Annotated in this window: 20 protein-coding genes and 1 tRNA gene; 3 read left to right on the top strand and 18 right to left on the bottom strand. The window is 72.6% G+C overall.

The window, feature by feature from the left end; all coding sequences use genetic code 11:
* Positions 1 to 89: 89 nt before the first annotated feature.
* Positions 90 to 395 (bottom strand): hypothetical protein, encoded by a 306-nt coding sequence (locus BIU90_RS03335; RefSeq protein WP_071298812.1) that lies wholly within the window; start codon positions 393 to 395, stop codon positions 90 to 92.
* A 203-nt stretch (positions 396 to 598) separates the two neighbouring features.
* Here BIU90_RS03335 and BIU90_RS03330 point away from each other — a divergent pair, with 203 nt between their 5' ends.
* Complete coding sequence (locus BIU90_RS03330; protein ID WP_071298811.1) at positions 599 to 1276, top strand: response regulator transcription factor; 678 nt, start codon at positions 599 to 601, stop codon at positions 1274 to 1276.
* A gap of 21 nt (positions 1277 to 1297) precedes the next feature.
* Positions 1298 to 2746 (top strand): cell wall metabolism sensor histidine kinase WalK, encoded by a 1449-nt coding sequence (locus tag BIU90_RS03325; RefSeq protein ID WP_071298810.1) that lies wholly within the window; start codon positions 1298 to 1300, stop codon positions 2744 to 2746.
* Between the two features lie 79 nt (positions 2747 to 2825).
* Here the strand turns inward: BIU90_RS03325 and BIU90_RS03320 are convergent, their stop codons facing one another.
* The 15 genes from BIU90_RS03320 to rplU form a co-directional block, all read right to left on the bottom strand.
* Positions 2826 to 6308, bottom strand: coding sequence for an error-prone DNA polymerase (locus tag BIU90_RS03320; protein WP_071298809.1), 3483 nt, complete (start codon positions 6306 to 6308; stop codon positions 2826 to 2828).
* Between the two features lie 28 nt (positions 6309 to 6336).
* Entirely contained in the window at positions 6337 to 7968 is a 1632-nt protein-coding gene (locus BIU90_RS03315; protein WP_083403650.1) for a DNA polymerase Y family protein, read from the bottom strand.
* Positions 7965 to 8840, bottom strand: a complete 876-nt coding sequence (locus tag BIU90_RS03310; protein ID WP_175470122.1) for a hypothetical protein — start codon at positions 8838 to 8840, stop codon at positions 7965 to 7967. The genes BIU90_RS03315 and BIU90_RS03310 overlap by 4 nt, the downstream gene beginning before the upstream one ends.
* Positions 8841 to 8950: 110 nt before the next feature.
* Positions 8951 to 10459, bottom strand: a complete 1509-nt coding sequence (locus tag BIU90_RS03305; RefSeq protein ID WP_071298807.1) for an anthranilate synthase component I family protein — start codon at positions 10457 to 10459, stop codon at positions 8951 to 8953.
* Entirely contained in the window at positions 10438 to 11376 is a 939-nt protein-coding gene (locus BIU90_RS03300; protein ID WP_071298806.1) for an aldose 1-epimerase family protein, read from the bottom strand. The genes BIU90_RS03305 and BIU90_RS03300 overlap by 22 nt, the downstream gene beginning before the upstream one ends.
* Before the next feature lie 113 nt (positions 11377 to 11489).
* Positions 11490 to 11562 (bottom strand) — tRNA-Ala (locus BIU90_RS03295).
* A gap of 97 nt (positions 11563 to 11659) precedes the next feature.
* A complete protein-coding gene (rsfS, locus tag BIU90_RS03290) occupies positions 11660 to 12049 on the bottom strand; it encodes a ribosome silencing factor (protein WP_071298900.1) in 390 nt (129 codons plus the stop codon).
* Between the two features lie 93 nt (positions 12050 to 12142).
* Positions 12143 to 13630 carry a hypothetical protein gene (locus tag BIU90_RS03285; protein WP_071298805.1) on the bottom strand — a complete coding sequence of 496 codons (1488 nt, stop codon included), beginning with the start codon at positions 13628 to 13630 and terminating at the stop codon, positions 12143 to 12145.
* On the bottom strand, positions 13627 to 14226 hold the full coding sequence (gene nadD / locus BIU90_RS03280) for a nicotinate-nucleotide adenylyltransferase (protein WP_083403647.1): 600 nt from the start codon (positions 14224 to 14226) through the stop codon (positions 13627 to 13629). The genes BIU90_RS03285 and nadD overlap by 4 nt, the downstream gene beginning before the upstream one ends.
* 11 nt (positions 14227 to 14237) lie before the next feature.
* Complete coding sequence (locus BIU90_RS03275) at positions 14238 to 14438, bottom strand: hypothetical protein (RefSeq protein ID WP_071298804.1); 201 nt, start codon at positions 14436 to 14438, stop codon at positions 14238 to 14240.
* A 41-nt stretch (positions 14439 to 14479) separates the two neighbouring features.
* The gene (locus BIU90_RS03270) at positions 14480 to 15745 is read right to left on the bottom strand and encodes a glutamate-5-semialdehyde dehydrogenase (RefSeq protein ID WP_071298803.1); all 1266 of its coding nucleotides are present in this window, start codon (positions 15743 to 15745) and stop codon (positions 14480 to 14482) included.
* 100 nt (positions 15746 to 15845) lie between these two features.
* A complete protein-coding gene (gene proB / locus BIU90_RS03265) occupies positions 15846 to 16664 on the bottom strand; it encodes a glutamate 5-kinase (RefSeq protein WP_071298802.1) in 819 nt (272 codons plus the stop codon).
* A gap of 7 nt (positions 16665 to 16671) precedes the next feature.
* On the bottom strand, positions 16672 to 18183 hold the full coding sequence (obgE, locus tag BIU90_RS03260) for a GTPase ObgE (protein WP_071298801.1): 1512 nt from the start codon (positions 18181 to 18183) through the stop codon (positions 16672 to 16674).
* Between the two features lie 125 nt (positions 18184 to 18308).
* A complete protein-coding gene (gene rpmA / locus BIU90_RS03255) occupies positions 18309 to 18560 on the bottom strand; it encodes a 50S ribosomal protein L27 (RefSeq protein ID WP_071298800.1) in 252 nt (83 codons plus the stop codon).
* An 11-nt stretch (positions 18561 to 18571) separates the two neighbouring features.
* The gene (gene rplU / locus BIU90_RS03250) at positions 18572 to 18880 is read right to left on the bottom strand and encodes a 50S ribosomal protein L21 (RefSeq protein WP_071298799.1); all 309 of its coding nucleotides are present in this window, start codon (positions 18878 to 18880) and stop codon (positions 18572 to 18574) included.
* Between the two features lie 170 nt (positions 18881 to 19050).
* Here rplU and BIU90_RS03245 point away from each other — a divergent pair, with 170 nt between their 5' ends.
* The gene (locus BIU90_RS03245) at positions 19051 to 19323 is read left to right on the top strand and encodes a DUF4031 domain-containing protein (protein ID WP_071298798.1); all 273 of its coding nucleotides are present in this window, start codon (positions 19051 to 19053) and stop codon (positions 19321 to 19323) included.
* A 191-nt stretch (positions 19324 to 19514) separates the two neighbouring features.
* Here BIU90_RS03245 and BIU90_RS03240 read toward each other — a convergent pair whose 3' ends face one another.
* Positions 19515 to 20156: a hypothetical protein gene (locus tag BIU90_RS03240; RefSeq protein WP_071298797.1), complete on the bottom strand. Its 642-nt coding sequence runs from the start codon at positions 20154 to 20156 to the stop codon at positions 19515 to 19517.
* A gap of 2 nt (positions 20157 to 20158) precedes the next feature.
* A partial coding sequence (locus tag BIU90_RS03235) for an Rne/Rng family ribonuclease (RefSeq protein WP_083403646.1) occupies positions 20159 to 22709 on the bottom strand: 2551 nt, incomplete at its 5' end.

Genomic DNA, 22709 nt, shown 5'->3' with positions numbered 1-22709 from the left:
GGGTGCGGGTGCGGGTGCGAGCCTGTCAGGCGCGGCCGGCGGTGGCGTGCGTCGCTGTCGGGCCCGGTCGGCGGCGGTGTGCGTCGCGGTCAGGCGCGGCCGGCGGTGGCGGCCACCGACGCGGTGTCGACGATCTCGCCCCAGATCTCGCAGGTCGACGACTCCGACCCGTCCACGTCGTCGTCGGCGAACCGACGGATCTCGGCGACCGCCGCCGCTTCCCCGGCTTCGTGCGCAGCACGCCCAGCCACGTCCGGCACCGCGGCGCGCAGCTCGGCGATGATGCGCTCCCGCAGGTCGTCGTCGACCTCGGCGAGCGTGCGCATGCCCTTCCACGCTGCATCGAGCTCGACGCGGAGTCGAGCGATGGCCGGGTGATCGGGTCGGTCGGTCATGGGTCCCCCAGAGACAGGACGGTCTGTCGGGTACAGCGTCCAGGCCGGATCATACCAACCGCTGAGCGCTCGCTCATGTCCCTCGATCGTGGGTCCCCACGGAGGGCCCCGGGCTCCGTGCTGAGACGAGATTCAGTCGGGATCACCGTGGGAACGCCACGATCGGCCCGTTCGATGCCAGAGTGGGTCCGAGGAGGTCCACTATGCGGTTGTTGGTGGTCGAGGACGACGACGAGATGCGCGCCCTCATGGAACGCGGACTCGCTGCCGAGGGGTACCGGGTCACGGCGGTCGAGAACGGCGTCGAGGCGCTCATCGCGCTCGGCGAGCAGGGCTTCGACCTGGCGGTCGTCGACGTGATGATGCCCGGCATGTCCGGCTTCGAGCTCGCTCGACGGATCCGCGAACGCGAGGACCCGGTCCGCATCCTGCTGGTCACCGCGCGCGACGCGGTCGACGACCGCGTCTTCGGACTCGACGCCGGTGCCGACGACTACCTCACCAAGCCGTTCGCCTTCGCCGAGCTCACCGCTCGTCTGCGTGCCCTCGGTCGCCGCGAGGCCACCGGCGCTCCGCGCACCATCGAGGTCGGCGACGTCGCCATCGACTCCGAGGCCCGCCGGGTCTCGATCCAGGGCCAGCGCGTCGCCGTCAGCCCGACCGAGTTCGCACTGCTCCGACTGCTCGCCCGTTCCGTCGGCACGGTCGTCGACCGGCCGAAGATCCTCGAAGAGGTCTGGGACGGTTCGCAGCACGTCGACCCCAACGTCGTCGAGCAGTACATCTCGTACCTGCGCAAGAAGCTGACCTCGCACGAGGCCACCGTCGCGATCTCCACCGTGCGTGGCCGGGGCTACCGCCTCGACCTCATCGGTTCCTGACACGCCCGTCCGCGACCGCTGATGCGTCTCCTCAGGCCGCTCCGCCTGCTCTCCCTGCGGTCGCGGATCACGATCGGCTCGACGGCCATCGCCGCCGTGGTGATCGTGCTCCTCGTCCTCGTGATGCGCTTCAGCGTCGTGAGCGTCGTCGCGTCGGCCACCCGCACGCTCCTCGATGCGGACGCCGACCCCTACGTCGCCACGCTCGAGGTCGACAGCCAGCCCGAGCTCTCACCCCCCGGGAACGCCCAACTCGTCGCCGTGGTCTCCCCCACCGGGGAGATCAAGCTCTCGTCGATGCCGACCCGCGTCGAGCGGGCGCTGGGGAGCCTGCGGTCGACCGAGGCCGGTACGCGTGTCATCGACGTCTCCGGATCCGAGTACCGGGTGGTCGTTGAGCACCCGGTGAACGGCGCCGGTCGGTGGACGGTCGTCGCCGCTCGCAACTCCCAGGCCGAGGCGATCGTCGTCGACGACCTGACCACCACGCTCTCGATCACCGGACTCGCGATCCTGGTGGCGTTCGGGATCGCGTCGTGGGTGCTGGCCACCGCGGCGCTGCGCCCCGTCAACCGGATGCGGCGGGAGGCCGAACGCCTGTCGGTGGCGCCCGAGCGCGCCGAGCTGCCCGTCGGGCCAGCCCAGGACGAGCTGGCATCCCTGGCCACGACGTTGAACGCGTTCCTCGCCCGAACCCGTCAGGCCACCGAACGCGAGCGGCAGATGGTCTCCGACGCCAGCCACGAGCTCCGAACCCCCTTGGCCATCCTGACCACCCAGCTCGACCTCGCCTCGCTCGACGCCGACGACGCCGAGGCCCTGGCGGGGCACATCGAACGCGCGAAGAACAACGTCGCCCGGCTGTCGCGCCTGGCGAACGACCTGCTGACGCTCTCTCGCATCGAGGAGTCCGAACGCCGCTCCGAGGACGGCGACCAGCGCCCGCTGACGGCCTGGTCGGACCTGGGTGACGAGGTCATGGCCGCCGTCGACCGGGTCCGACTGATCGCCAGCACGAAGGACGTGACCGTCGACTTCGACCTCGAACCGCCGGAGCCCGGTCCGCACGAGACCGACGAGCCGCAGTACCACCTGGACACCGGCGGCATGGCGCAGCTCGTGACGAACATCGCCGGCAACGCCGTGGCGGCGCTCCCCCGTGGCGGCGGCATCCTGGTGACCTGGCGCACCGACGGCGACGTCGGTGAGCTGCAGGTCACGGACGACGGGCCCGGCGTGCCGGAGACGTTCGTCCCGGTGGCGTTCGACCGCTTCACCCGCCCGGACGAGGCGCGGAAGTCCCGCCCGGCGCCCGACCCGGCGACCGGGGTGATCCCCCTGCCCGGTGGCTCCGGCCTGGGCCTGGCGATCGTGCGGGCCGTCGCCGAGCGCGCCGGCGGCACGGCATCGCTGCGGAACGTGCGGTCGGGTGGCCTCGAGGTCACGGTGCGGGTCCCCGCCGCGCGCTGAGCGGACGAGGCGCCGTCGGCGCAGTGCGTCTCGGCGCCACCGCCTCGGTGCCGCCGGCGCAGTACCACCGGCGCGTGCGTCACTGGAAGTCGCGGGAGCGTGTCCGGACCGCCAGGGGCAGGTGCTCGATGCGGTCGGCCACCACGTTGACGACCCCGTCGGGCGAGCGTTCGAGGATCCCCCGCACCACCACCGCCGGCGACTCCCGCGCCACGCGCCGGTACCGCCCCCACACACCCACGCTGCAGATCACGTTGACCAGACCGGTCTCGTCCTCGACGTTGAGGAACGTGATGCCCGAGGCCGTCGCCGGACGCTGCCGGTGCGTCACGATGCCGCCGACCTCGATCCGCCGTCCGGTCTCCGCCGTCGCCAGGTCGTCCACGCTGAGCACCCGCTTCGCGTTGAGCCGTCCGCGCACGTGCGACACCGGGTGGTCGTCGGTGGTCATGCCGGTCGACCACATGTCGGCGATCAGGACGTCGCCGCTCGTCATCTGCCCGAACAACGGCGGCTGGACGACGACCTGGGTGTCGGGCAGCTGGTCCGGTCGCTCCGCTGCTGCCTGCGCCGCCGACCACATCCCGCCGCGGCGGTCCACGCCGAACGGGGCGAACGCGTCGGCCGCGGCCAGGGCCTCGAGCTGCGCCGTCGTCAGCCCGACCCGGCGGGCCAGGTCGGACATGTCCGTGAACGGTCCGTGCGCGTCCCGCTCGGCGACGATGCGCTCGGCCGTCTTCCGCCCGAGGGACGCCACCTCGGCCAGTCCCAGCCGCACGGCCGAGCCCGCGTCCCGCCGGTGCCGGGCGGTGTCGTCGGGCAGTGCCTTGTCGAACGGCAGCACGGGCGGCTGCTCGGCGGCCAGGCAGGCGTCGTCACCCGACCCTGCGTCGCCACCCGGCACTGCGTCGCCACCCGGCCCTCCGTCGCCACCCGACCCTGGATCGCCAGCGCCAGCGCCCGGGATCGGCTCGAGCGTCGCGTCCACGCCCGAGCGCAGGATGTCCGGCCGGAGCACCTGCACGCCGTGTCGCCGTGCGTCGGCCACCAGCGTCTGGGGCGAGTAGAACCCCATCGGCTGGGCCCGGAGCAACGCCGCCAGGAACGCCCCGGGGTAGTGCAGCCGCATCCACGCGCTGGCGTAGACGATCAGGGCGAAGCTGATCGAGTGGCTCTCCGCGAAGCCGAAGTTCGCGAACGCCTGGATCTTGGCGTAGATCGCGTCGGCATCGGCCCCGTGGATGCCGTTGTCCGCCATCCCCGCGTAGAGCTTGTCCCGGAGCCGGTCGATCTTCTCGAGGCCACGCTTGGACCCCATCGCCCGTCGCAGCAGGTCGGCGTCGTCCCCGGAGCAGTTGCCGACGGCGATCGCCATCTGCATGAGCTGCTCCTGGAACAGCGGGACGCCCAGGGTCCGTTCGAGCACCGGTTCCAGCGACGGGTGCATGTAGGTGATCGGTTCCTCGCCCGTACGACGGCGGATGTACGGGTGCACGGCGCCGCCCTGGATCGGCCCCGGGCGGACCAGCGCCACCTCGATCACCAGGTCGTAGAACCGCCGTGGCAGCAGCCGGGGCAGCGTGCCCATCTGCGCGCGGGACTCGACCTGGAACACCCCGATCGTGTCCGCGCGGCAGAGCTGGTCGTAGACGCCCTGTTCCTCCTTTGGGATGGAGTGCATCTCCCAGCGCTCCCCGCAGTGCTCGGCTGCCAGGTCGAACGCGTACTGCAGCGCCGCGAGCATGCCGAGGCCGAGCATGTCGAACTTCACGAGCCCCATGTACGCGCAGTCGTCCTTGTCCCACTGGAGCACCGTGCGGCCGTCCATCCGGGCGTGCTCGATCGGCACGACCTCGCCCACGGGACGGTCGGTCAGCACCATGCCGCCCGAGTGGATGCCGAGGTGCCGCGGGAAGCCCAGCACGTCGCTGGCGAGTCCGACCACGGCGTCGGGGATGTCGTGGTCCTGGCTCTCGGTCACCGACCCCCACCGCTCGACCTGCTTCGACCAGGCGTCCTGCTGCCCGGGGCTGTGCCCGAGGGCCTTCGCCATGTCGCGGACCGCGCCCTTCGGCCGGTAGGTGATGACGTTCGCGACCTGCGCGGCGTTGTACCGGCCGTACTTGTCGTAGACGTACTGGATCACTTCTTCGCGTCGGTCGGAGTCGAAGTCCACGTCGATGTCGGGCTCTTCGTCGCGCATCGCCGACAGGAACCGCTCGAAGGGCAGCCCGTAGCGGATCGAGTCCACCGCGGTGATCTCGAGCAGGTAGCACACGGCCGAGTTCGCCGCCGAGCCCCGCCCCTGGCAGAGGATGCCCCGACTGCGGGCGAACTGCACCATGTCCCGCACGATCAGGAAGTAGCCGGGGAAGTGCTTGTCCTCGATGACGGCGAGTTCGCGTTCGATGCGGGCGCGCTTGTGCGGGTCCACGCCGTCAGCGCTGCCCGGGTAGAAGCGGCGTGCCCCCGTCCAGGTGAGCTCGCGCAGCCACGACATCGCCGTGTGCCCGTCGGGGACGTCCAGGTCCGGCAGCCCGGGCTTCACCGTCTTCAGCCGGAAGCCCACCCGGTCCGCGATCTCGACGGAACGTTCGACCACCCCCGGGTAGCGCGCGAACCGCCTGGCCATCTCGGCACCCGAGCGCAGGTGCGCCGTGTCGGCCGCCGGCAGCCACCCGTCGAGCTCGTCGAGGCTGCGCCGGGCGCGCACCGCGGCCAGGGCCGTCGCCACCGGGAACCGGTCGGGGGTGGCGTAGTGGACGTTGCCCGTCGCGACCAGCGGCAGGGCGTGCCGAGCCGCCAGCGTGGCCAGCACGTCGTTCCGGGCGCTGTCGAGCGGGTCGCCGTGGTCGAGCAGCTCGACGACCACGTTGCCGCTGCCGAACCGGTCGAGCAGGGCGCGCAGCGCGGTCTCGGCGGCCGACTCGCCCCCGTGCTCGAGCGCCTGGCGGACGGTGCCCTTGCGGCAGCCGGTCAGCACCTGCCAGTGCCCGTCCGCGCGGGCGGCCAGGTCGTCGAGGTCGTAGCGCGGACGGCCCTTCTCGGAGCCCGCGGCCAGGTGGGCGCTCGTGACCGCCCCGGCCAGGCGGTGGTAGCCGTCCTGCCCGTCGGCCAGGACCAGCAGGTGCGAGCCCTCGGGGTCGGGGACGCCGTTCTGCGGTGCCGTCAGCCCGAGGGAGAGCTCGGTGCCGTACACGGTGCCGACGCCCGGGTACGCCTCGGCGACTTCGGCCATCCGCGCGGCGCCGTACAGTCCGTCGTGGTCGGTGAGCGCCAGGGCGTGCAGGCGCAGTCGGGCGGCTTCCTCGAAGAGGTGCTCGGGCTGGCTGGCACCGTCGAGGAAGCTGAAGGTCGAGTGCGCGTGCAGCTCGGCGTACGGCACCGTCCCCGGGCCGACGGTGTCGCCGCCCAGGGGTTCGGCGGGCGCGTACGGCTCGCGCTTGCGGGACCACGCCGGGCTGTCGCCACCGTCGCCGGCGTGCGAGGACCCCGGGCTCCGCTTGTCGGACAGCGCGCGTTCGAACTCCGACCACGGGATCGGCGGGTTGCTGTAGCCCATCAGGCCCCCTTCGTCGTCATCGTCATCGTCACGTCGCGACCGCCTCGGCCCACCAGCGGTGGTCGGCCAGCACGAGGTACCAGGCACGGCCGTCGGCGTCGACGAGCTGCAGGCGGTGGAGCCGCCGACCGCCCGCTTCCCACCAGCGCACGACCAGCGGCCACGGCCCGGCCCACGCCGTCACCGCGCCGAAGCCCCCACCGCGGTCGCCCTCGGCCCGGAACCGCTCGGGGACGCCCGACAGCACGCCGCGCTCGTCGACGTCGACGCTCGTGCCGTCCACCGCGACGACGTCGACCGGCCGCGGGCGCTCGAGCACCGTCGCCGGTGGCGGTCCGGGCAGCCGGCCGGGCCACGGGCGCTCGCGCACGGTCGCCAGGGCACGCTCGCCCCCGGGTGGGGCGTCCCCCCACGGCACCAGCACGATGCGCTCGGACAGGGTCCGCCCGCCGCCGATCCGCGGACTGACCACGCCGTCGTGGCCGACCATGCCCTGGATGCGGGCGAGCCCGTGGTGGACACGTTCGTCCGGCCCGGAACCCCAGAGCCCGCGCTCGTGGTTCGCAACGTCGTCGACGGCGACCGGGTCGAGCACGACCGAGGTCACCGGTGCCTCGAGCCCGGTGGGGTCGACCCCACCGGCGAGCTGCCACCGCACCCGGTCGACCACGTCGGCGGCGTCGAACCACCGCGGGTGCGCCCAGGTCCGTTCGAGCAGGATGTCCCGCTCGTCGACGATGCCGACACGGATGGTGGTGGCGACGAGTCCCGCTGCCCGCAGCCGTGCGGCGAAGTCGTCGGCGGAACGGCGGAACGCGAACGCGATCTGGTCGGCGCGGTCGAGCGGCGGCTCGAACGAGGCTTCCACCCGGAGTTCGGGCGGGACCTCGCGCGCAGCGATCTCCCGCGGGTCGCGCCCCCCGGCCAGCCGGTGCAGGAACGCCCCCGGCACCCCGAACCGGTCACGGACCTGCTCGTCGCTGAGCGACGCGAACTCCCCCAGGGTGGTGATGCCGAGCCGGTCGAGCACGGTCGCCAGCTCCGGGTCGCCGAGCACCCCGAGCGGCAGCCCCGCCAGGAACCCGGCCGACCCAGCGACCGGCACGATCCGCACCCGCTCACCGGGGCGGACCGGACGGGCCCGGGCGGCCTGTTCCGCAGCGAACGGGGTGTCCGCCACGCCGGCACGGACCAGGGGCGCCCCGTGGTCGGCCGCGATGCCGGCCAGGGTCGCCGCCGCCGCGCGTTCGCCGCCGTAGTAGCGCGCCGGTCCCCGCGACCGGAGTGCGAGGGTGCCGGGGCGCACGACTTCGACCCCGGGGACCGCGGCCTCGACTGCGCGGATGACCGGTTCGAACGCACGGTGGTCGAGGGCGTCGTCGTACGGCTGGACGACGAGCTCGGGGCAGCGCGCCTGGGCTTCACGGATCCGGAGGCCCCGGACGACCCCGTGCTGCCTGGCCGACGCCGAGCTCGCGAACACCAGGCCCTTCGCCACCACGGCGAACGGCTGCTCGGGCGGAGAGCCGGCAGCGCGTGCCGCGGCGATCACCGGCCAGTCCGGGCACCACAGCACGACGGTGCGGGTGGGCGGCGGCTCGGGCAGCGCACCGCCACCACGGACGAGGGCATCCGCCCGGACACGCCCCCGCGCGATCACGACGCCACCGCCACGGGCTGCAGCGTGCGGTCGGGGACGAGCGAGACGCCCGACCCACCGCCGGGCAGCGCCACCGGCGCGGTGACGGCCGCGCGGACGGCGCCGTCGGCCGCGGGCAGCAGCATCTCGGTGCTGACCGGACGCATCGCCCCGGCACGGCCGGTCGCCGTCACGGTGGCGCGCCGTTCGGTCAGGTGGCCGTGGCCCTGCCCGATGCCGCTCCACGTCGACGACGTGACCCGCAGCGTGACGTCGGCCCCCGGCCACGACCCGAGCGCGACGAGGGCGCCACCGCGCTGCCGCAGCCGTGCCGACAGCCGGGCCACGTCGCCGGGGACGACCCGACCGAGCGGGCGGGTCAGGACCACCTGGGCGACGTCGGCCATCGCCGCGGTCACTGCGAGCCACTGGTCGCCCGGGTCGGGCACCAGGACGAGCCGTTCCAGGTCGATCCCGGCAGCGGCTGCTGCTTCCACCCCGAAGGACGGCACCCCCACGACCGCGCACCACGCCCCCGCCGCCGATGCCGCCTGCAGCATGGTCATCGCCAGCAGCACCGACTCGGGCACCGCGTACGTGCCGCCCGCACGGATCGCCCCGCCCGGCAGCAGCGGTGCGAGCGCCGGCGCCGTGGGGAGCCCAGCGGTGTCGACCCGGGTGGACTCCATGTCCGAGACCCGGGACCGCAACGTCGTGATGCGCTCGAGCGCCGCCCGTGCGTCACCCAGCGGGTCGCTCCCCCGCAGCCCACCGGCGTGTCCGGCACGACCGCGTGCCGGACCGCCCCGTCCGCTCCGGTCGCCCCGGTCACCCCGGTCGGAGTCGGTCGTCAGGAGTGCCGCCGCCGTCTGCATGCCCTCATATTCGAACATGTGTTCGATGATGTCAACTGCGTCCGACATCGGCGTCGAACACCTGTTCGACACCGCGCGTGGCGGCCACAGCGTGGAACACCCAGCGCGCAGCACCCCGCGGGTGGCGGCTACCAGTCCGCGACGACCCCCAGACTGCCGAGCACCGAGCGGGTCTTCGTCTCGACCTCGTCCGCCTCGTCCGCCGCGACCGACGACCAGGTCACCGCCCCGCCGGCCCCGAACGACCGCGACACCACGACACCAGCACCAGGACCCACCACCGTCACCAGTGTGCGGATCACCACCGACAGGTCGACCGCGCCGCTCGCCGAGAAGTACCCCAATGCCCCCGCGTACACCCCGCGCGGCGCCCCCTCGAGGCGGTCCGCGATCGCCATCGCGCTCGGCTTCGGCGCGCCCGTCATCGACCCCGGCGGGAACGCGGCGCGCACGACCTCGGCCCGCGAGGTCCCCGCCACCACCCGGGCCCCGATCGTCGAGACGAGCTGGTGCACGCTGGCGTAGGTCTCGACCTCGCACAGCCGGTCCACGTGCACCGACCCCGGCTCCGCCGTCCGCAGCAGGTCGTTCCGCAGCAGGTCGACGATCATGACGTTCTCGGCGCGGTCCTTGCCGCTCGACGCGAGCTCCGCCCGGACCGCCGCGTCCGTCGTCGGGTCCAGGTCCCGCCGCCGGGTCCCCTTGATCGGCTCCGCCACCACCGTCCCGTCCGCCCCGATCCGCAGGAACCGCTCCGGCGACCGGCTCGCCACACGCAGCACGCCGAGCCGCAGGTACGCACCGAACGGCACCGGGTCCGCCGCACGCATCCGCAGGTACTCGACCAGCTGCAGGTCCGTGTCGGAGCCGGCCCGGGCCTCCCGTCCGTCCGCCGGCAGGCCGAAGGCGGTCGTCAGGCACACCTGGAACGCGTTGCCGTCGCGGATCTCGGCGCGGCACGCGTCGACCGAGAGTTCGTGGGCGGCGCGCGTGACGCGACCGGTCGCCACCACACCGGACGGGAGGCCCGGGGCGGCGTCCGTCCCGCCGCTCGCGGTCCGCAGGTCCGGCACCGCCGCGAGCCACGCCCGGTTCTCCGCCGTCGCCTGCGGCTCGGCCTCGGTCACCAGGGCGAACGCCCAGGCGGCCCCGTCGTCGCGGACGACGACCGCGCGGTCGACGAACCGCAGGTCCGCGTCCGGGTGGCCGTCCGCGGTCCGGTCGACGCCGTCGGACTCGCGGCCGAGTTCGTACCCGAGGTACCCGACCCACCCCAGGGCGAAGCCGAGTCCGGGCAGGGGCTCGTCGAGCGTCGGCGTGGCGTCGAGCAGGTCGGCGAGGACGGCGAAGGCCGGACGCTCCTCGGTGCGGCTCGTGCCGAACCACGACGATGCCGCAGCCGGCACGTCGAGGAACGCCCGCCGGCCCTCATGTCGGAAGCGTGTCGCGAACGGGCCGTCACAGGGCGCCAGGACGGACCACCGCGCACGGGCCCGCGCCCGCGGCGGAGCACCCTCGGGCAGGGAGGAGTCGAGCCAGACGAACTCCGCCCGCTGCGCGGCTGCGAGTGCGGCCAGGTCGATCGCAGACAGGCGGCGCGAGGCGATCCGCGGTGTCAGACGGCCTGGATCGTCCACGAGGCGGCGTGTGCGGCGCCGGGAGCGAGCACGACCAGGCCCGCGTCCGCACCGGCGTTGAAGGCGTCGGGCGCGCAGGTCATCGGCTCGACGGCCAGCCCGACGCGGTGGAACTCGGGGACGACGTGGTCGGCCGTGTGCACCTGCGCCCAGGGGCACTCGGCGCCGAACGTCATGCGCACGCCGTGCCCGTCGGCCGCGGTCAGGGTGATCGTCGCGGTGCCCTCGGCGTCGCGGTCGAAGCCGGTGAAGGCGTGGTCGATGAACCGCGTGCCGATCGGGGTCGGCGTGCGCAGGTCGAACTCGTCGTGCACCGGCACCAGGTCGGTCGGGATCAGCCGGTCCGGGGTGACCTCGAGGACCTGGGAGGCGGGCAACGTCAGCGTCCAGTCGTCGACCGTGCCCGCGCCGCCGACCAGGTACGGGTGCGGGCCGGTCCCCCACGGCGCCGGAGCGTCGCTCGTGTTCGTGCCGGTCACCGTCGTGTGCAGGCCCGCGTCGTCGATGCGGTACTCGACCCGGACGACCACGCGGAAGGGGTAGCCCTCCTGCGCCGCGATCGTCGTGGAGAGCACGACCCGGTCGGGCGCGACGGACTCGACGTCGAAGTCGGTCCAGGCGACGAGTCCGTGCAGGGCATGGGAGCGCTTCGGCTCGGTGAGGGCCAGCTCGTGCTCCTGGCCGTCGAAGGTGTATCGGCCGTCGACGACCCGGTTCGGCCACGGGGCCAGCACGGCGCCGCGGAAGGCCGGACGGACCTGGTCGGCGTCGAACGGCACGACCAGGTCGCGGTCCGCGTGCTGCAGGACGCGGAGCGTGGCCCCGACGGTCGCGATCTCGGCGGTGTACCCGGCGGCGGAGAGGGTCAGGTGCGTGCCGGAGAGGGGCGCGCCGGTCGCCGTCGTCTGTGCGCTCATGCGCTCAGCGTAGCGGCGCGACTGCGCGGCGAACGACGAAGCCCCGCTCTCCGTCGGGAGAGCGGGGCTTCGTCGTGCTGATCGTGTCGTTCGGGTGGATCGTGTCGTTCGGGTGGATCTGAGGGGACTCGAACCCCTGACCCCCTGCATGCCATGCAGGTGCGCTACCAGCTGCGCCACAGACCCGTACTCGTTCCCCGGGTTCCCCCGAGGCACCAGTGCAGCGTACACCATCGCCGACCCCGGGCACGAAATCGACGTCGTACCCCGGGCGCGTCGGGCGCTACTCGGCGGTGGCGTCCGCCGTGGCGTCGGCGCCGACCTGGATCGGGATCGTCGGGCAGTCCGACCAGAGTCGCTCGAGCGAGTAGTACTGCCGGTCTTCTTCGTGGAAGACGTGCACGACGACGTCGCCGAAGTCGATGAGGACCCACCGGCCCTCGCTCCGACCTTCGCGACGGAGGGTCTTGGCGCCCGCCTGGAGCATCCGGTCCTCGACCTCGTCCGCGATGGCCATCACGTTGCGCTCGTTGCGCCCGGTGGCGAGCAGGAACACGTCAGTGAGCTGCAGTGGGCCGGTCACGTCGAGCGCGACGAGGTCTTCGGCCTGCTTGGCGTCGGCCGCACCAGCGGCGACCTGCGTGAGTTCCAGTGCACGAGAGGAGGCGGTCACGGAGTCCTTCCGGTTGTCGTCCAGCCGGGTGCCGGACGCGACATGATCATAGGCCACGCCACCGACGGCGGCGAGGGAGCGGATCGGGACCGGTCAGGACCCGAAGAAGTTCGTCGACACGAGCGCCACCACGATGACCGCTGCCGCCGCGACGCAGATGGCCCCGACGGTGATCAGCAGGAACATCGGCAGGCGGGACTCCTTGGGCTTCGCCGCGGCGAGCACCACCTGGCGCGTGGACGTGTGGCTGGAGACCGCGCGGCTGGCACGGACGGGGCTGGCGTCGGTCTCGGGCTGCTCGTCGTGCTGCTCGAGGAGCCGGTCGACCTCGGCGCCGTCGATCGGCCGGTGCGACCCGGTCGAGGACAGGGACGCCGGCAGGTCGATCGAGCCGGTGAGGATGACCTCGCCGGTGGCGTTCAGCGCACCGGTCGGGTCCGCCAGCGCTGCAGAGGGCAGGACGATCGCGTTGCTGCGGGTCTCGGCGACACGGCGCGTGCCGGTCTCCTCGTCGTGGACCTCGGCGTCGTTGGAGTCGTGCGCCTGCGTCGACCAGTGCCCGACGGGCGGTTCGAACGCGGTCGTGAGCGGCTTCGGCTCGACCGGGCGGCGGAAGGCCACACCGGGCTCGTCCTGCTGGACCGGGACCTCGTTCGTGTCCGCGTCGTCGTCGGAGTCGAGCGTCAGCGGGAACACCCCGGGTGCCGCGGCGGCACGGTCCGGACCGGGCTCTGCGAGGTCGACCGGGTCGACGTCGTCCTCGGACTGGGGCGCCCAGGTGGAGCGGTGACGACGGGGTTCCTCGGCGTGCGCGGCAGCGGCCTCGAGCGGCTCGATCGCGTCCGGGGAGCCGTCGGCCGACGTGGCCTGTTCGACGGCGGCCGGGTCGAGCTCGGTGACCTCGGCGGCGGGCTCCTGCCAGTCCGACGGCACCGTGGTCGGCTCGTGGCGCACCGGAGCGGGCAGCGGAGTCTCGGCCGAAGGCGACTCGTGCTCGGCAGCGGCGGGGTCGGCAGGGGTCGGCTCGGCAGCGGCGGACATGGTCTGGGCAGGAGTCGGCTCGGCAGCGGCGGGCTCCGGCGGCGTCGGGGCGAACGCCGGCATCGACGCGTCCGGCGCGGGCACCGCTCGACCGCCGTCGTCCTGCAGCGACGCCACGGTCCCCAGGACGTCCTGCACGGTGCGGTCGGACGACTGCGGCGTGGGGTTCTGCAGCGGGACGGGACGCACGGCCTGGTCCTCGGCCTCGCGCATCAGACGGATCTGCCGACGGGTGAGTCCACCGGTGCCGGGCACGATCTCGGTCGCGGACGCCGGGGGCAGGTCGGGGACGCCCTGCGGCAGCGGCGCGACGGGAACGGCACCAGCGGCCGACTGCGGGCGCACCGAGGACTGCGCCGGCGCGGGGGCTGCGGGAGCCACGTGGGATCCCGGTCGACGCCGACCGCTGTCGGTGGCACCCGGCGCCGGGGTGGCGACGGTCGGGGGCGGGGTCACGGGCTGCGCGCCTGCCGAGGCGGCGCGCTCACGCTCGCGCGCCTGGCGCCGCGACAGTGGCGGCTGCGCGTCGGACGGACTCATGCAACGCTCCGATACAGATGGTGCTTGGTGATGTACTGGACGACGCCGTCCGGGACCAAGTACCACACGGGGTTCCCGCGTCGCACCCGGTTGCGACAGTCGGTCGACGAGATGGCCAGCGCCGGGACTTCGAGCAAGCTTACGTCGCGCTCGGGCAGCCCGGTGATGCTCAGGTTGTGACCCGGACGTGTGACCGCGACGAAGTGCGCGAGGTCCCACAGCCCATCATGGTCCTTCCAGTCGACGATCTGCTGGACGGCGTCTGCGCCCGAGATGAAGACGAGCTGGGCATCGGGACGCTGTTCGTGCAGGTCCTGCAGGGTGTCGACCGTGTAGGTCGGGCCCGGTCGGTCGATGTCCACGCGGCTGACGGTGAACATCGGGTTCGACGCGGTCGCGATGACCGTCATCAGGTAGCGGTGTTCAGCATCCGTGACGCCGGACTTCATGTAGGGCTGTCCGGTGGGGACGAACACCACTTCGTCCAGGTCGAACGACTTCGCGACTTCGGACGCGGCCACCAGGTGGCCGTGGTGGATGGGGTCGAACGTGCCGCCCATCACGCCGATGCGCGGCCGCCCCGAGCTCTCGAGCATCGAGCGGCGCGTCAGATCTTCGTGTGGCCGAACTCGTCCACACCGGTCTCGTGGGTGCGGGTCGCTTCGAACTTGTTCGAGTGGCGGTAGGCCACGTCACGGAAGGACCAGGTCACGAACCCGAGGAACGTGAAGAACGCAGCAGCCACGACCGGGAAGATGAACGCGGGGACCCCCGAGGCGTGCTCGGCGGCTTCGGCGATGAGGGTCATGGTGCGATGCTCCGATCGATCGAGGAAAGCTGCAGGTCAGTCTAGCCGCGGATCTGGCCCTGTCCGCGCACGACCCACTTCGTGCTGGTCAGCTCCGGCAGCCCCATCGGGCCGCGTGCGTGCAGCTTCTGCGTGGAGATGCCGACCTCGGCGCCGAAGCCGAACTCGCCGCCGTCGGTGAACCGCGTCGAGGCGTTCACCATGACCACCGCCGAGTCCACCGCGGCCAGGAATCGCTCCGCGGTGTCGACGTCGTTCGTCACGATCGACTCGGTGTGGTGGGTGGAGAACTCGGCGATGTGGGCCATCGCCTGGTCGACGTCCGCCACCACCCGGATCGACAGGTCCAGGTCCATCGACTCGGTCGCCCAGTCCGCCTCGGTCGCACGGAGGACCCCCGGCACGAGCACACGGGTCGCGTCGTCACCGCGCAGGGTCACGCCGGCGGCCCGCAGGCGTGCGGCGAGGGTCGGGAGCAGCCGCTCGGCCGCGTCGCGGTGGACGAGCAGCGTCTCGAGGGCGTTGCACACGCTCGGCCGCTGGACCTTGCTGTTGAGGACGATGTCGACGGCGCGGTCGAGCGGGGCCGAGGCGTCGAGGAAGACGTGCACGACGCCGGCACCGGTCTCGATCACGGGGACCTGCGACTCGGTGACCACCGTCTGGATGAGCGAGGCGCTCCCCCGCGGGATGAGGACGTCCACCATGCCCCGGGCGCGCATGAGCTCGGTGGCCCCGGCGCGACCGAGCGGGTCGATGGTCTGGACGAGCGCACGCGGCAGCCCGACCGACGCCACCGCGTCCTGGATGCACGCGACCAGGACCGCGTTCGTGCGCTCGGCGGCGGACCCCCCGCGCAGGACGACCGCGTTGCCGCTCTTGAGCGCCAGGCTGGCGATGTCCACGGTGACGTTCGGACGCGCTTCGTAGATGGCACCGACGACGCCGAACGGCACCCGTACCTGGGACAGCTGCAGGCCGTTGGGCAGCACCGACCCGCGCACCGACGCCCCGACGGGGTCCGTCAGACCGATGACCTGCTCGACGGCGACGGCCAGTGCCTCGATCCGTTCCGGGTCCAGGCGCAGTCGGTCGAGCAGGCCGGAGGACAGCCCCGCGTCCTCACCCGCGACCAGGTCGGCGTGGTTGGCGAACACCACGTCGTCGACCGAGGCGCGGACCGAGGCGGCGATCGCGCGCAGCGCGGCGTCCTTGGCGGCGGTCGTGGCCGTCGCGAGCACGCCGGCGGCGGCGCGGGACGCGACGAGCGTGTCGGTCAGGGTCGGTGCGGGGGCGGTCAGCGACATGGACCGATTCTAGGTCCGCGGGTGCCGCGTGACGGAGCCGGGCAGGGCCTCCAGACCGTCGGCCGGAAGCGACGAGCCGGGGCGACAGCCGCCTGCGCGGTCAGGCGCGCGGTGCCGCGTGGAACCAGGTGCCGACGTGCTCGCCGTCCAGCGCGCGGGCCACCAGCGCCGTGTCGGTCACGAGCACCGACGTCCCGGCCTCGGCGGCCAGTCGCGCGGCGGCGACCTTCGTGCCCGCGCCCCCGGTGCCGACCCCGGCCGACCCGGTGGACCCGAACGTCACGCCAGCCAGGGCGTCACCGAAGGGCACCTCGTCGATGCGCTCCGCACCGGGCTGCTCGGGCGGGCGGGTGTAGAGCGCCTCGACGTCCGACAGCAGCACGAGCGCGTCGGCGCCGAGCAGCCGGGCCACGAGCGCGGCCAGCCGGTCGTTGTCACCGAAGCGGATCTCGTGCGTGGCGACGGTGTCGTTCTCGTTCACGATCGGCAGCACCCGCAGTGCGAGCAGCCGGTCGATCGCGCGCTGGGCGTTGACGCGGTGCGTCGGGTTCTGCAGGTCCCCCGCGGTCAGCAGGATCTGCGCGGCGATGACGTCGTGGCGGTCGAGCTGCTGCTGGTACCGGAACATCAGGACGTTCTGGCCCGTGGCCGCGGCCGCCTGCTGCGTGGCCAGGTCGTCCGGCCGCCCTTCGATCCCGAGGAACGGGAAGCCCGTCGCGATCGCACCGGATGACACGAGCACGACCTCGGTGCCGCGCGCGTGGGCCCGGACGAGGGCGTCCACGAGCGCGCCGATCTGCCCGGTGTTCGGACCACTGACCGACGACGAACCGACCTTCACCACGATCCGGCGCGCCCGGGGTATGTCACTCCGGGACGCGACCGGGCCGAGTGCCGTGTCGGACGTCGTGTCGGTCATGCTGGGGTCAGTCCTCGTCCTCGTCTGCCCACAGCCCGGACTTGCGCTCGGACTCCAGCTCGGCACGTGCGGCGGCCTTGGCGTCCATCCGCTCGAAGTACTCCTCGCGGCGCTGGTTGCGGGTCGGGCGCATGTTCATGTCGACACGGGCGTCGGTGCCGCGGGCGCTCGTGATGAGCTCGGCGGTGGACGTGAGCGTGGGCTCCCAGTCGAAGATCATGCCGCCGTCGCCACCGATGACGACCGTCGACCCGGCGACGGCACCGGCCTTGAACAGGCCGTCCTCGACGCCGAGCTTGGCGAGCCGGTCGGCCAGGTAGCCGATCGCCTCTTCGTTGGTGAAGTCCGTCTGCTGGACCCAGCGCTCGGGCTTCGCGCCACGGACACGGTAGAAGCGGTGCTCCTCGCCGCCCTCGGCACGGACGGTGAAGCCGCCCTTGGCGTCGACGGCCTTCGGGCGGATGACGATGCGCTCCTGGACCGGCTCGGCAGCGGCGGTCGCGCGGGCCTGCTCGACGATGTCGGCGAGGGCGAAGGTCAGTTCGCGGAGCCCCTGGTGCGATGCGGTCGAGATCGAGAACACCCGGTAGCCGCGGGCCTCGAGCTCCGGCGTCACGAACGCGGCGAGCTCGGCGGCGTCCGGCACGTCGACCTTGTTGAGCGCGATGAGCTGGGGGCGTTCGGCGAGCGGGACCTGTCCTTCGGGGACCGGGTACCGCTCGAGCTCGCCGAGCAGGACGTCGAGGTCGCTGACGGGGTCACGGCCCGGGTCGAGCGTGGCGCAGTCGATCACGTGCAGCAGGACCTCGCAGCGCTCGACGTGGCGCAGGAACTCGAGCCCCAGGCCCTTGCCCTCGGACGCGCCCTCGATCAGGCCGGGGACGTCGGCGACCGTGAAGCGCACGTCGCCGGACTCGACGACGCCGAGGTTCGGGGTCAGGGTGGTGAACGGGTAGTCCGCGATCTTCGGCTTCGCGGCGGAGACCGCGGCGATGAGCGAGGACTTGCCGGCGCTCGGGTACCCGACGAGTGCGACGTCGGCGATGGTCTTGAGCTCGAGCCGGACGTCGCCGGACTCGCCCTCGGTGCCGAGCAGCGCGAAGCCGGGCGCCTTGCGCTTGGTGGTGGCGAGTGCCGCGTTGCCGAGGCCGCCCTGACCGCCCTGGGCCACGACGACGCGCATGCCGGGTTCGGTCATGTCGGCGAGCAGGTCGCCGTTGTCCTCGTAGACGACGGTGCCGACGGGCACGGGGAGTTCGAGCACCTCGCCGGAGATGCCGCTGCGCATGTCGCCCATGCCCGGCTGGCCGTTGCGGCTCGAGCGGTGCGGTGAGCGGTGGTAGCCGAGCAGGGTGGTGACCTGGGGGTCGGCGACGAGCACGATGTCGCCACCGTCACCACCGTTGCCACCGTCCGGGCCGGCCAGCGGCTTGAACTTCTCGCGACGAACGGACACGCAGCCGTTGCCGCCGTTCCCCGCGCTGAGGTGCAGGATCACGTCGTCGACGAACGTCGCCATCGGTTGTTCACACTTTCGTAGAAATGGGAAGGAGGGGCAGGCACGCGGCCTGCCCCTCCTCCTGAGTCTTGCGTCGTCAGCCGCTCTCGCAGCGACGATGTCGTCAGTGGCGCTTGTAGTGGGTACTACGCGTTGACGATGTTGATGACCTTACGGCCACCCTTGGTGCCGAACTCGACCGAGCCAGCGGCCAGGGCGAACAGCGTGTCGTCGCCACCGCGGCCGACGTTCGCGCCCGGGTGGAAGTGCGTGCCGCGCTGGCGGACGATGATCTCACCGGCGTTGACGACCTCGCCACCGAAGCGCTTCACGCCGAGGCGCTGGGCATTCGAGTCGCGACCGTTGCGAGTGGAACTCGCACCCTTCTTGTGTGCCATGAGGAGCTCCCTTACGCGATCTTGGTGATCTTGACGCGGGTCAGGTCAGCGCGGAAACCCTGGCGCTTCTTGTACCCGGTCTTGTTCTTGAACTTCTGGATGATGACCTTCTTGCCGCGGAGGTCCTCGAGCACCTCGGCGGTCACGGTCACCTTGGCCAGGTCGGACGCGGCGGAGGTGATGGAGTCACCGTCCACGAGGAGCACGGGCGCGAGCTCGATGTTGCCCTGGTCATCGGCCTTGGCGCGATCGATGGTGATGATCGTGCCGACCTCGACCTTCTCCTGACGGCCGCCGGCGCGCACTACTGCGTAAACCACGTGGAATCCTTACTGAATCTGCTTGAGGGAAGTCTCGGGCGCCCAGGCGCGATCCGCCCAGTCGGACTGGAGATCGACGACACAGGCAGAACCGCCCGTTGACACCAGGGATCGAGAATACTCGATGCCCACGGGTCCGGTCAAACGCACGACACACGTAGTCTGTCGGAGTGACCGTGTTGATCGACCCGCCGACGTGGCCCGCACACGAAACCGTGTGGTCGCACCTCGTCAGTGACCTATCGTACGCGGAACTCCACGAGTTCGCTGCGCGTGCGGGCGTGCCGCGGCGAGCGTTCGACCACGACCACTACGACGTGCCCCTCGCGCGGTACGACGAACTCGTCGCGCTCGGCGCCCACGCGGTGTCGGGTCGCGAACTCGTCCTGCGCCTGATCCAGAGCGGTCTGCGGGTCGCACAGCGCGACAAGCGCGCCCACTGAGCGCTCCGTCGGGCCCGTCGAGGTTCCGGAAGTTCGGAACCTCGACGGGCCAGGCCGAGCTGATGTGTCACCTCGGCGATTCCGGACGGCGAGTCACGGCACCGCGCGGAACAGGTCGCGACCAGGGCGGGCGACGGACGGGAGGCGCGGTGCGGGCCCGCGCTCGGCCTGCTGTCCGGCGTGTGGTCGCGTCAGCGGCGCGGCGGACCCCACTGGTCGGCCGGCGGCCGCGGCGGCTGCTGCTGCCCGAACGCGGGCGGCGGCACCGCGTCGGCGGGCCGCACGGTCCCCGGGGTGCCCGGCGCACCGGCGCGTCGCGCTGCGGGTCCGGCCGCAGCACGCGGACGACCGAGCCAGAGCCACGCCACGGTGACGCCGGCGAGCAGCATCGCGGTCAGGGGCACACCCCGCTGGACCGGGTTCGTCAGGACGTCGGTCACGAGCGCGCGGGGGCCGTCGCCGGTCGCCCCGTAGGCGCCGGTGAAGACCCCGACGAGCGCGAGCGCGACGGTGCCCCCAGCCCCGCCGAGCACCGCTCGGAGCAGCACCACGGGCAGCGCGCTGCGTCGCATCACGGGCGTCAGGAACGCCAGGGTGAGGAACGTACCGAGGTAGAACGGGAACGGGCTGAGGAACACGGCGGTGGCGAACTCGAGCACGATGTTCTGCCCGCCGTGGAACGCGAACGGACCGATGTACAGGCTCGTGCCGAGCATGCCCGCCAGCCCCGACACGGCCTGCACAGCGAGGACCCCGACGACGGCGACCAGCGCCCCCGCGGTGGCCTCACGCGAGGCACCGGGAGCGAAGGGCCGCGTCGGGTCCCCTGCCACGGTCAGTTCCCCAGGATCACGGGGCCGTCGTCGCTCGTCGACGCGTCCGACGTGGCCGGTGCGCTGATGCTGCCCGACGACACCCGACGGGACCGCGAACGACCCTGCCCGGGCTGCTTCGGCTCCGGCAGCGCCTGCAGGACCGAGTCGAGCAACGAGTCGGCGTCGGGCGCCTTGCGCGGCTCGCGCTTCGTCACCGCGACGGGGATGTCGAGGATCGCGACGGTCGTGTCGGCCGGGGTCACCGGGGCCGAGGACGACACCCGACGGCGGACCGGCGGGGTGTCGGTGGCCGCCGTACCGGTCGCCGCGGCGGCGGGTGCTGCCGGGGCGTCGGTCGGACGCTCGGTGGGAGCCGACGGTGCGGAACGCTCGGCGGCGGGGGCTGCGGACGCCTCGGGCGCCGTGGTGGCCGCACCGGTGGCGGACACGGTCAGCATGCCGTCGGTCGTGGCGGGCGCGGACTGCTCCGAGCTCGCGCGACCACCGCGGCGACGACGACGCTTGCCGCCGGTCGTCTCGGCGGGTTCGACGGCCGGGGCAGCGGGTGCCTCGTCCTGCGGTGCGGGTGCGGCTGCCGGGGCGGCTGCGACCTCGTCGTGCGCGATCGTCGACGCGGCGATCCGGGACAGCGCGTTCTTCACGTCGTCCGTGATCTGGTGTGTCTGCGTCGACTTCTGCTCGCCGCCACCGGAACGCTGCTGGGACCCGTTGCCGCCAGTGGTGTTGCCGTTGCCGTTGTCGGAGCCACGGCCCTTGCGGCGCCCCTTCGAGGGTCCGGGGTCGGCGTTGTTGTCGTTGACCTTCGCGTTGACCTCTTCGAGCGACTCGCGCAGCCCGACGCCGATCTTCTTGCGGGTCATCTGCACGAGGCCCAGCGACGTGACCTCGGCCACCTGGTGCTTCGTGCGGTCGCGGCTCAGGCACTCGACGAGGCGGCGGAGCACCAGGTCGCGGTTCGTCTCGAGCACCATGTCGATGAAGTCCACGACGATGATGCCGCCGATGTCGCGCAGGCGGAGCTGGCGGACGATCTCCTCGGCGGCCTCGAGGTTGTTCTTCGTCACCGTCTCTTCGAGGTTGCCCCCGGAGCCGACGAACTTGCCGGTGTTGACGTCGACGACCGTCATGGCCTCGGTGCGGTCGATCACGAGCGACCCACCCGAGGGCAGCCAGACCTTGCGGTCGAGGGCCTTCTCGATCTGCTCGTTGAGGCGGTGCTCCTCGAAGGAGTCCGGGCCGTCGTAGATCTCGACCCGGTCCTTGAGGTCCGGCGCCACGGCGTCGAGGTAGTCCTCGATCGTGGAGCGCGCGGCGTCGCCGTCGATGATGAGCTTCGTGAAGTCCTCGTTGAAGACGTCGCGGACGATCTTGACGAGCAGGTCCGGCTCCGAGTGGAGCATGACCGGCGCGTGCCCGTGCTCGACCTTCTTCTGGATGGCCTCCCACTGCGAGGTCAGGCGCTGCACGTCGCGGGTGAGCTGCTCCTCGGTGGCCCCCTCGGCCGCGGTGCGGACGATGACGCCCGCGTGCTCCGGCAGGACCTCCTTCAGGATCTTCTTCAGGCGGGCACGCTCGGTGTCCGGGAGCTTGCGCGAGATGCCGTTCATCGAGCCGTTCGGCACGTAGACCAGGTAGCGACCCGGCAGCGACACCTGGCTGGTCAGACGGGCGCCCTTGTGCCCGACCGGGTCCTTGGTGACCTGCACGAGGACCTTGTCGCCCGGCTTGAGCGCGGCCTCGATGCGGCGACCGTGGTTGCCGGTCTCGACGGAGTTCCAGTCGACCTCGCCGGCGTAGAGCACGGCGTTGCGGCCGCGGCCGATGTCGACGAAGGCGGCCTCCATCGACGGCAGCACGTTCTGGACCTTGCCCAGGTAGACGTTGCCGATGAGCGAGACGTTGTGCGACTTGGTCACGTAGTGCTCGGCGAGGACGTTGTCCTCGATGACGCCGATCTCGATCTTCTCGGACGACGAGCGGACGATCATCTGGCGGTCGACGCTCTCGCGGCGTGCGAGGAACTCGTCCTCGGTCACGACCTGGCGGCGACGTCCGGCGTCACGGCCGTCGCGGCGGCGCTGCTTCTTGGCCTCGAGTCGGGTCGAGCCCTTGATGCGCTGCGGCTCGGTGATGAGCTCGACCTGGCGGCGCGGCTCCTGGTGGTCGCGCGGCTCGCGGTCGGCGCTGGTGCCACGGCGGCGCGTGCGGCGACGGCTGCCTCCGCCGAAGTCCTCGTCGTCGTCGTCCCAGTCGGAGCGCTCGGAGCGCTCGGTCCGGTCCTGGCGCTCGGCGCGGTCGAACCGGTCCGAACGGTCGAAGCGCTCCGAGCGGTCGAACCGGTCGCTCCGGTCGGAACGGTCGTTGCGGTCGGACCGGTCGTTCCGCGACGAGCGTGCGGGCAGCTCGGGGAGCACCGGCGCGTGGAAGATGAGGCTGAGGGTCGACGTGGCACGCGGCACGACGGGCTCCGGCGCGGCCGGAGTCTCCACCGGCTGGTGCTCGGCGACGGGCTCGTCGTCTGCGGGCGACTCGGCGGCAGGCGCCTCGGCA

The organism is Curtobacterium sp. MCBA15_001, assembly GCF_001864835.1.
In the GTDB taxonomy this organism is placed as follows: Bacteria; Actinomycetota; Actinomycetes; order Actinomycetales; family Microbacteriaceae; genus Curtobacterium.
This window is presented reverse-complemented; position numbering and strand designations above follow the sequence as displayed.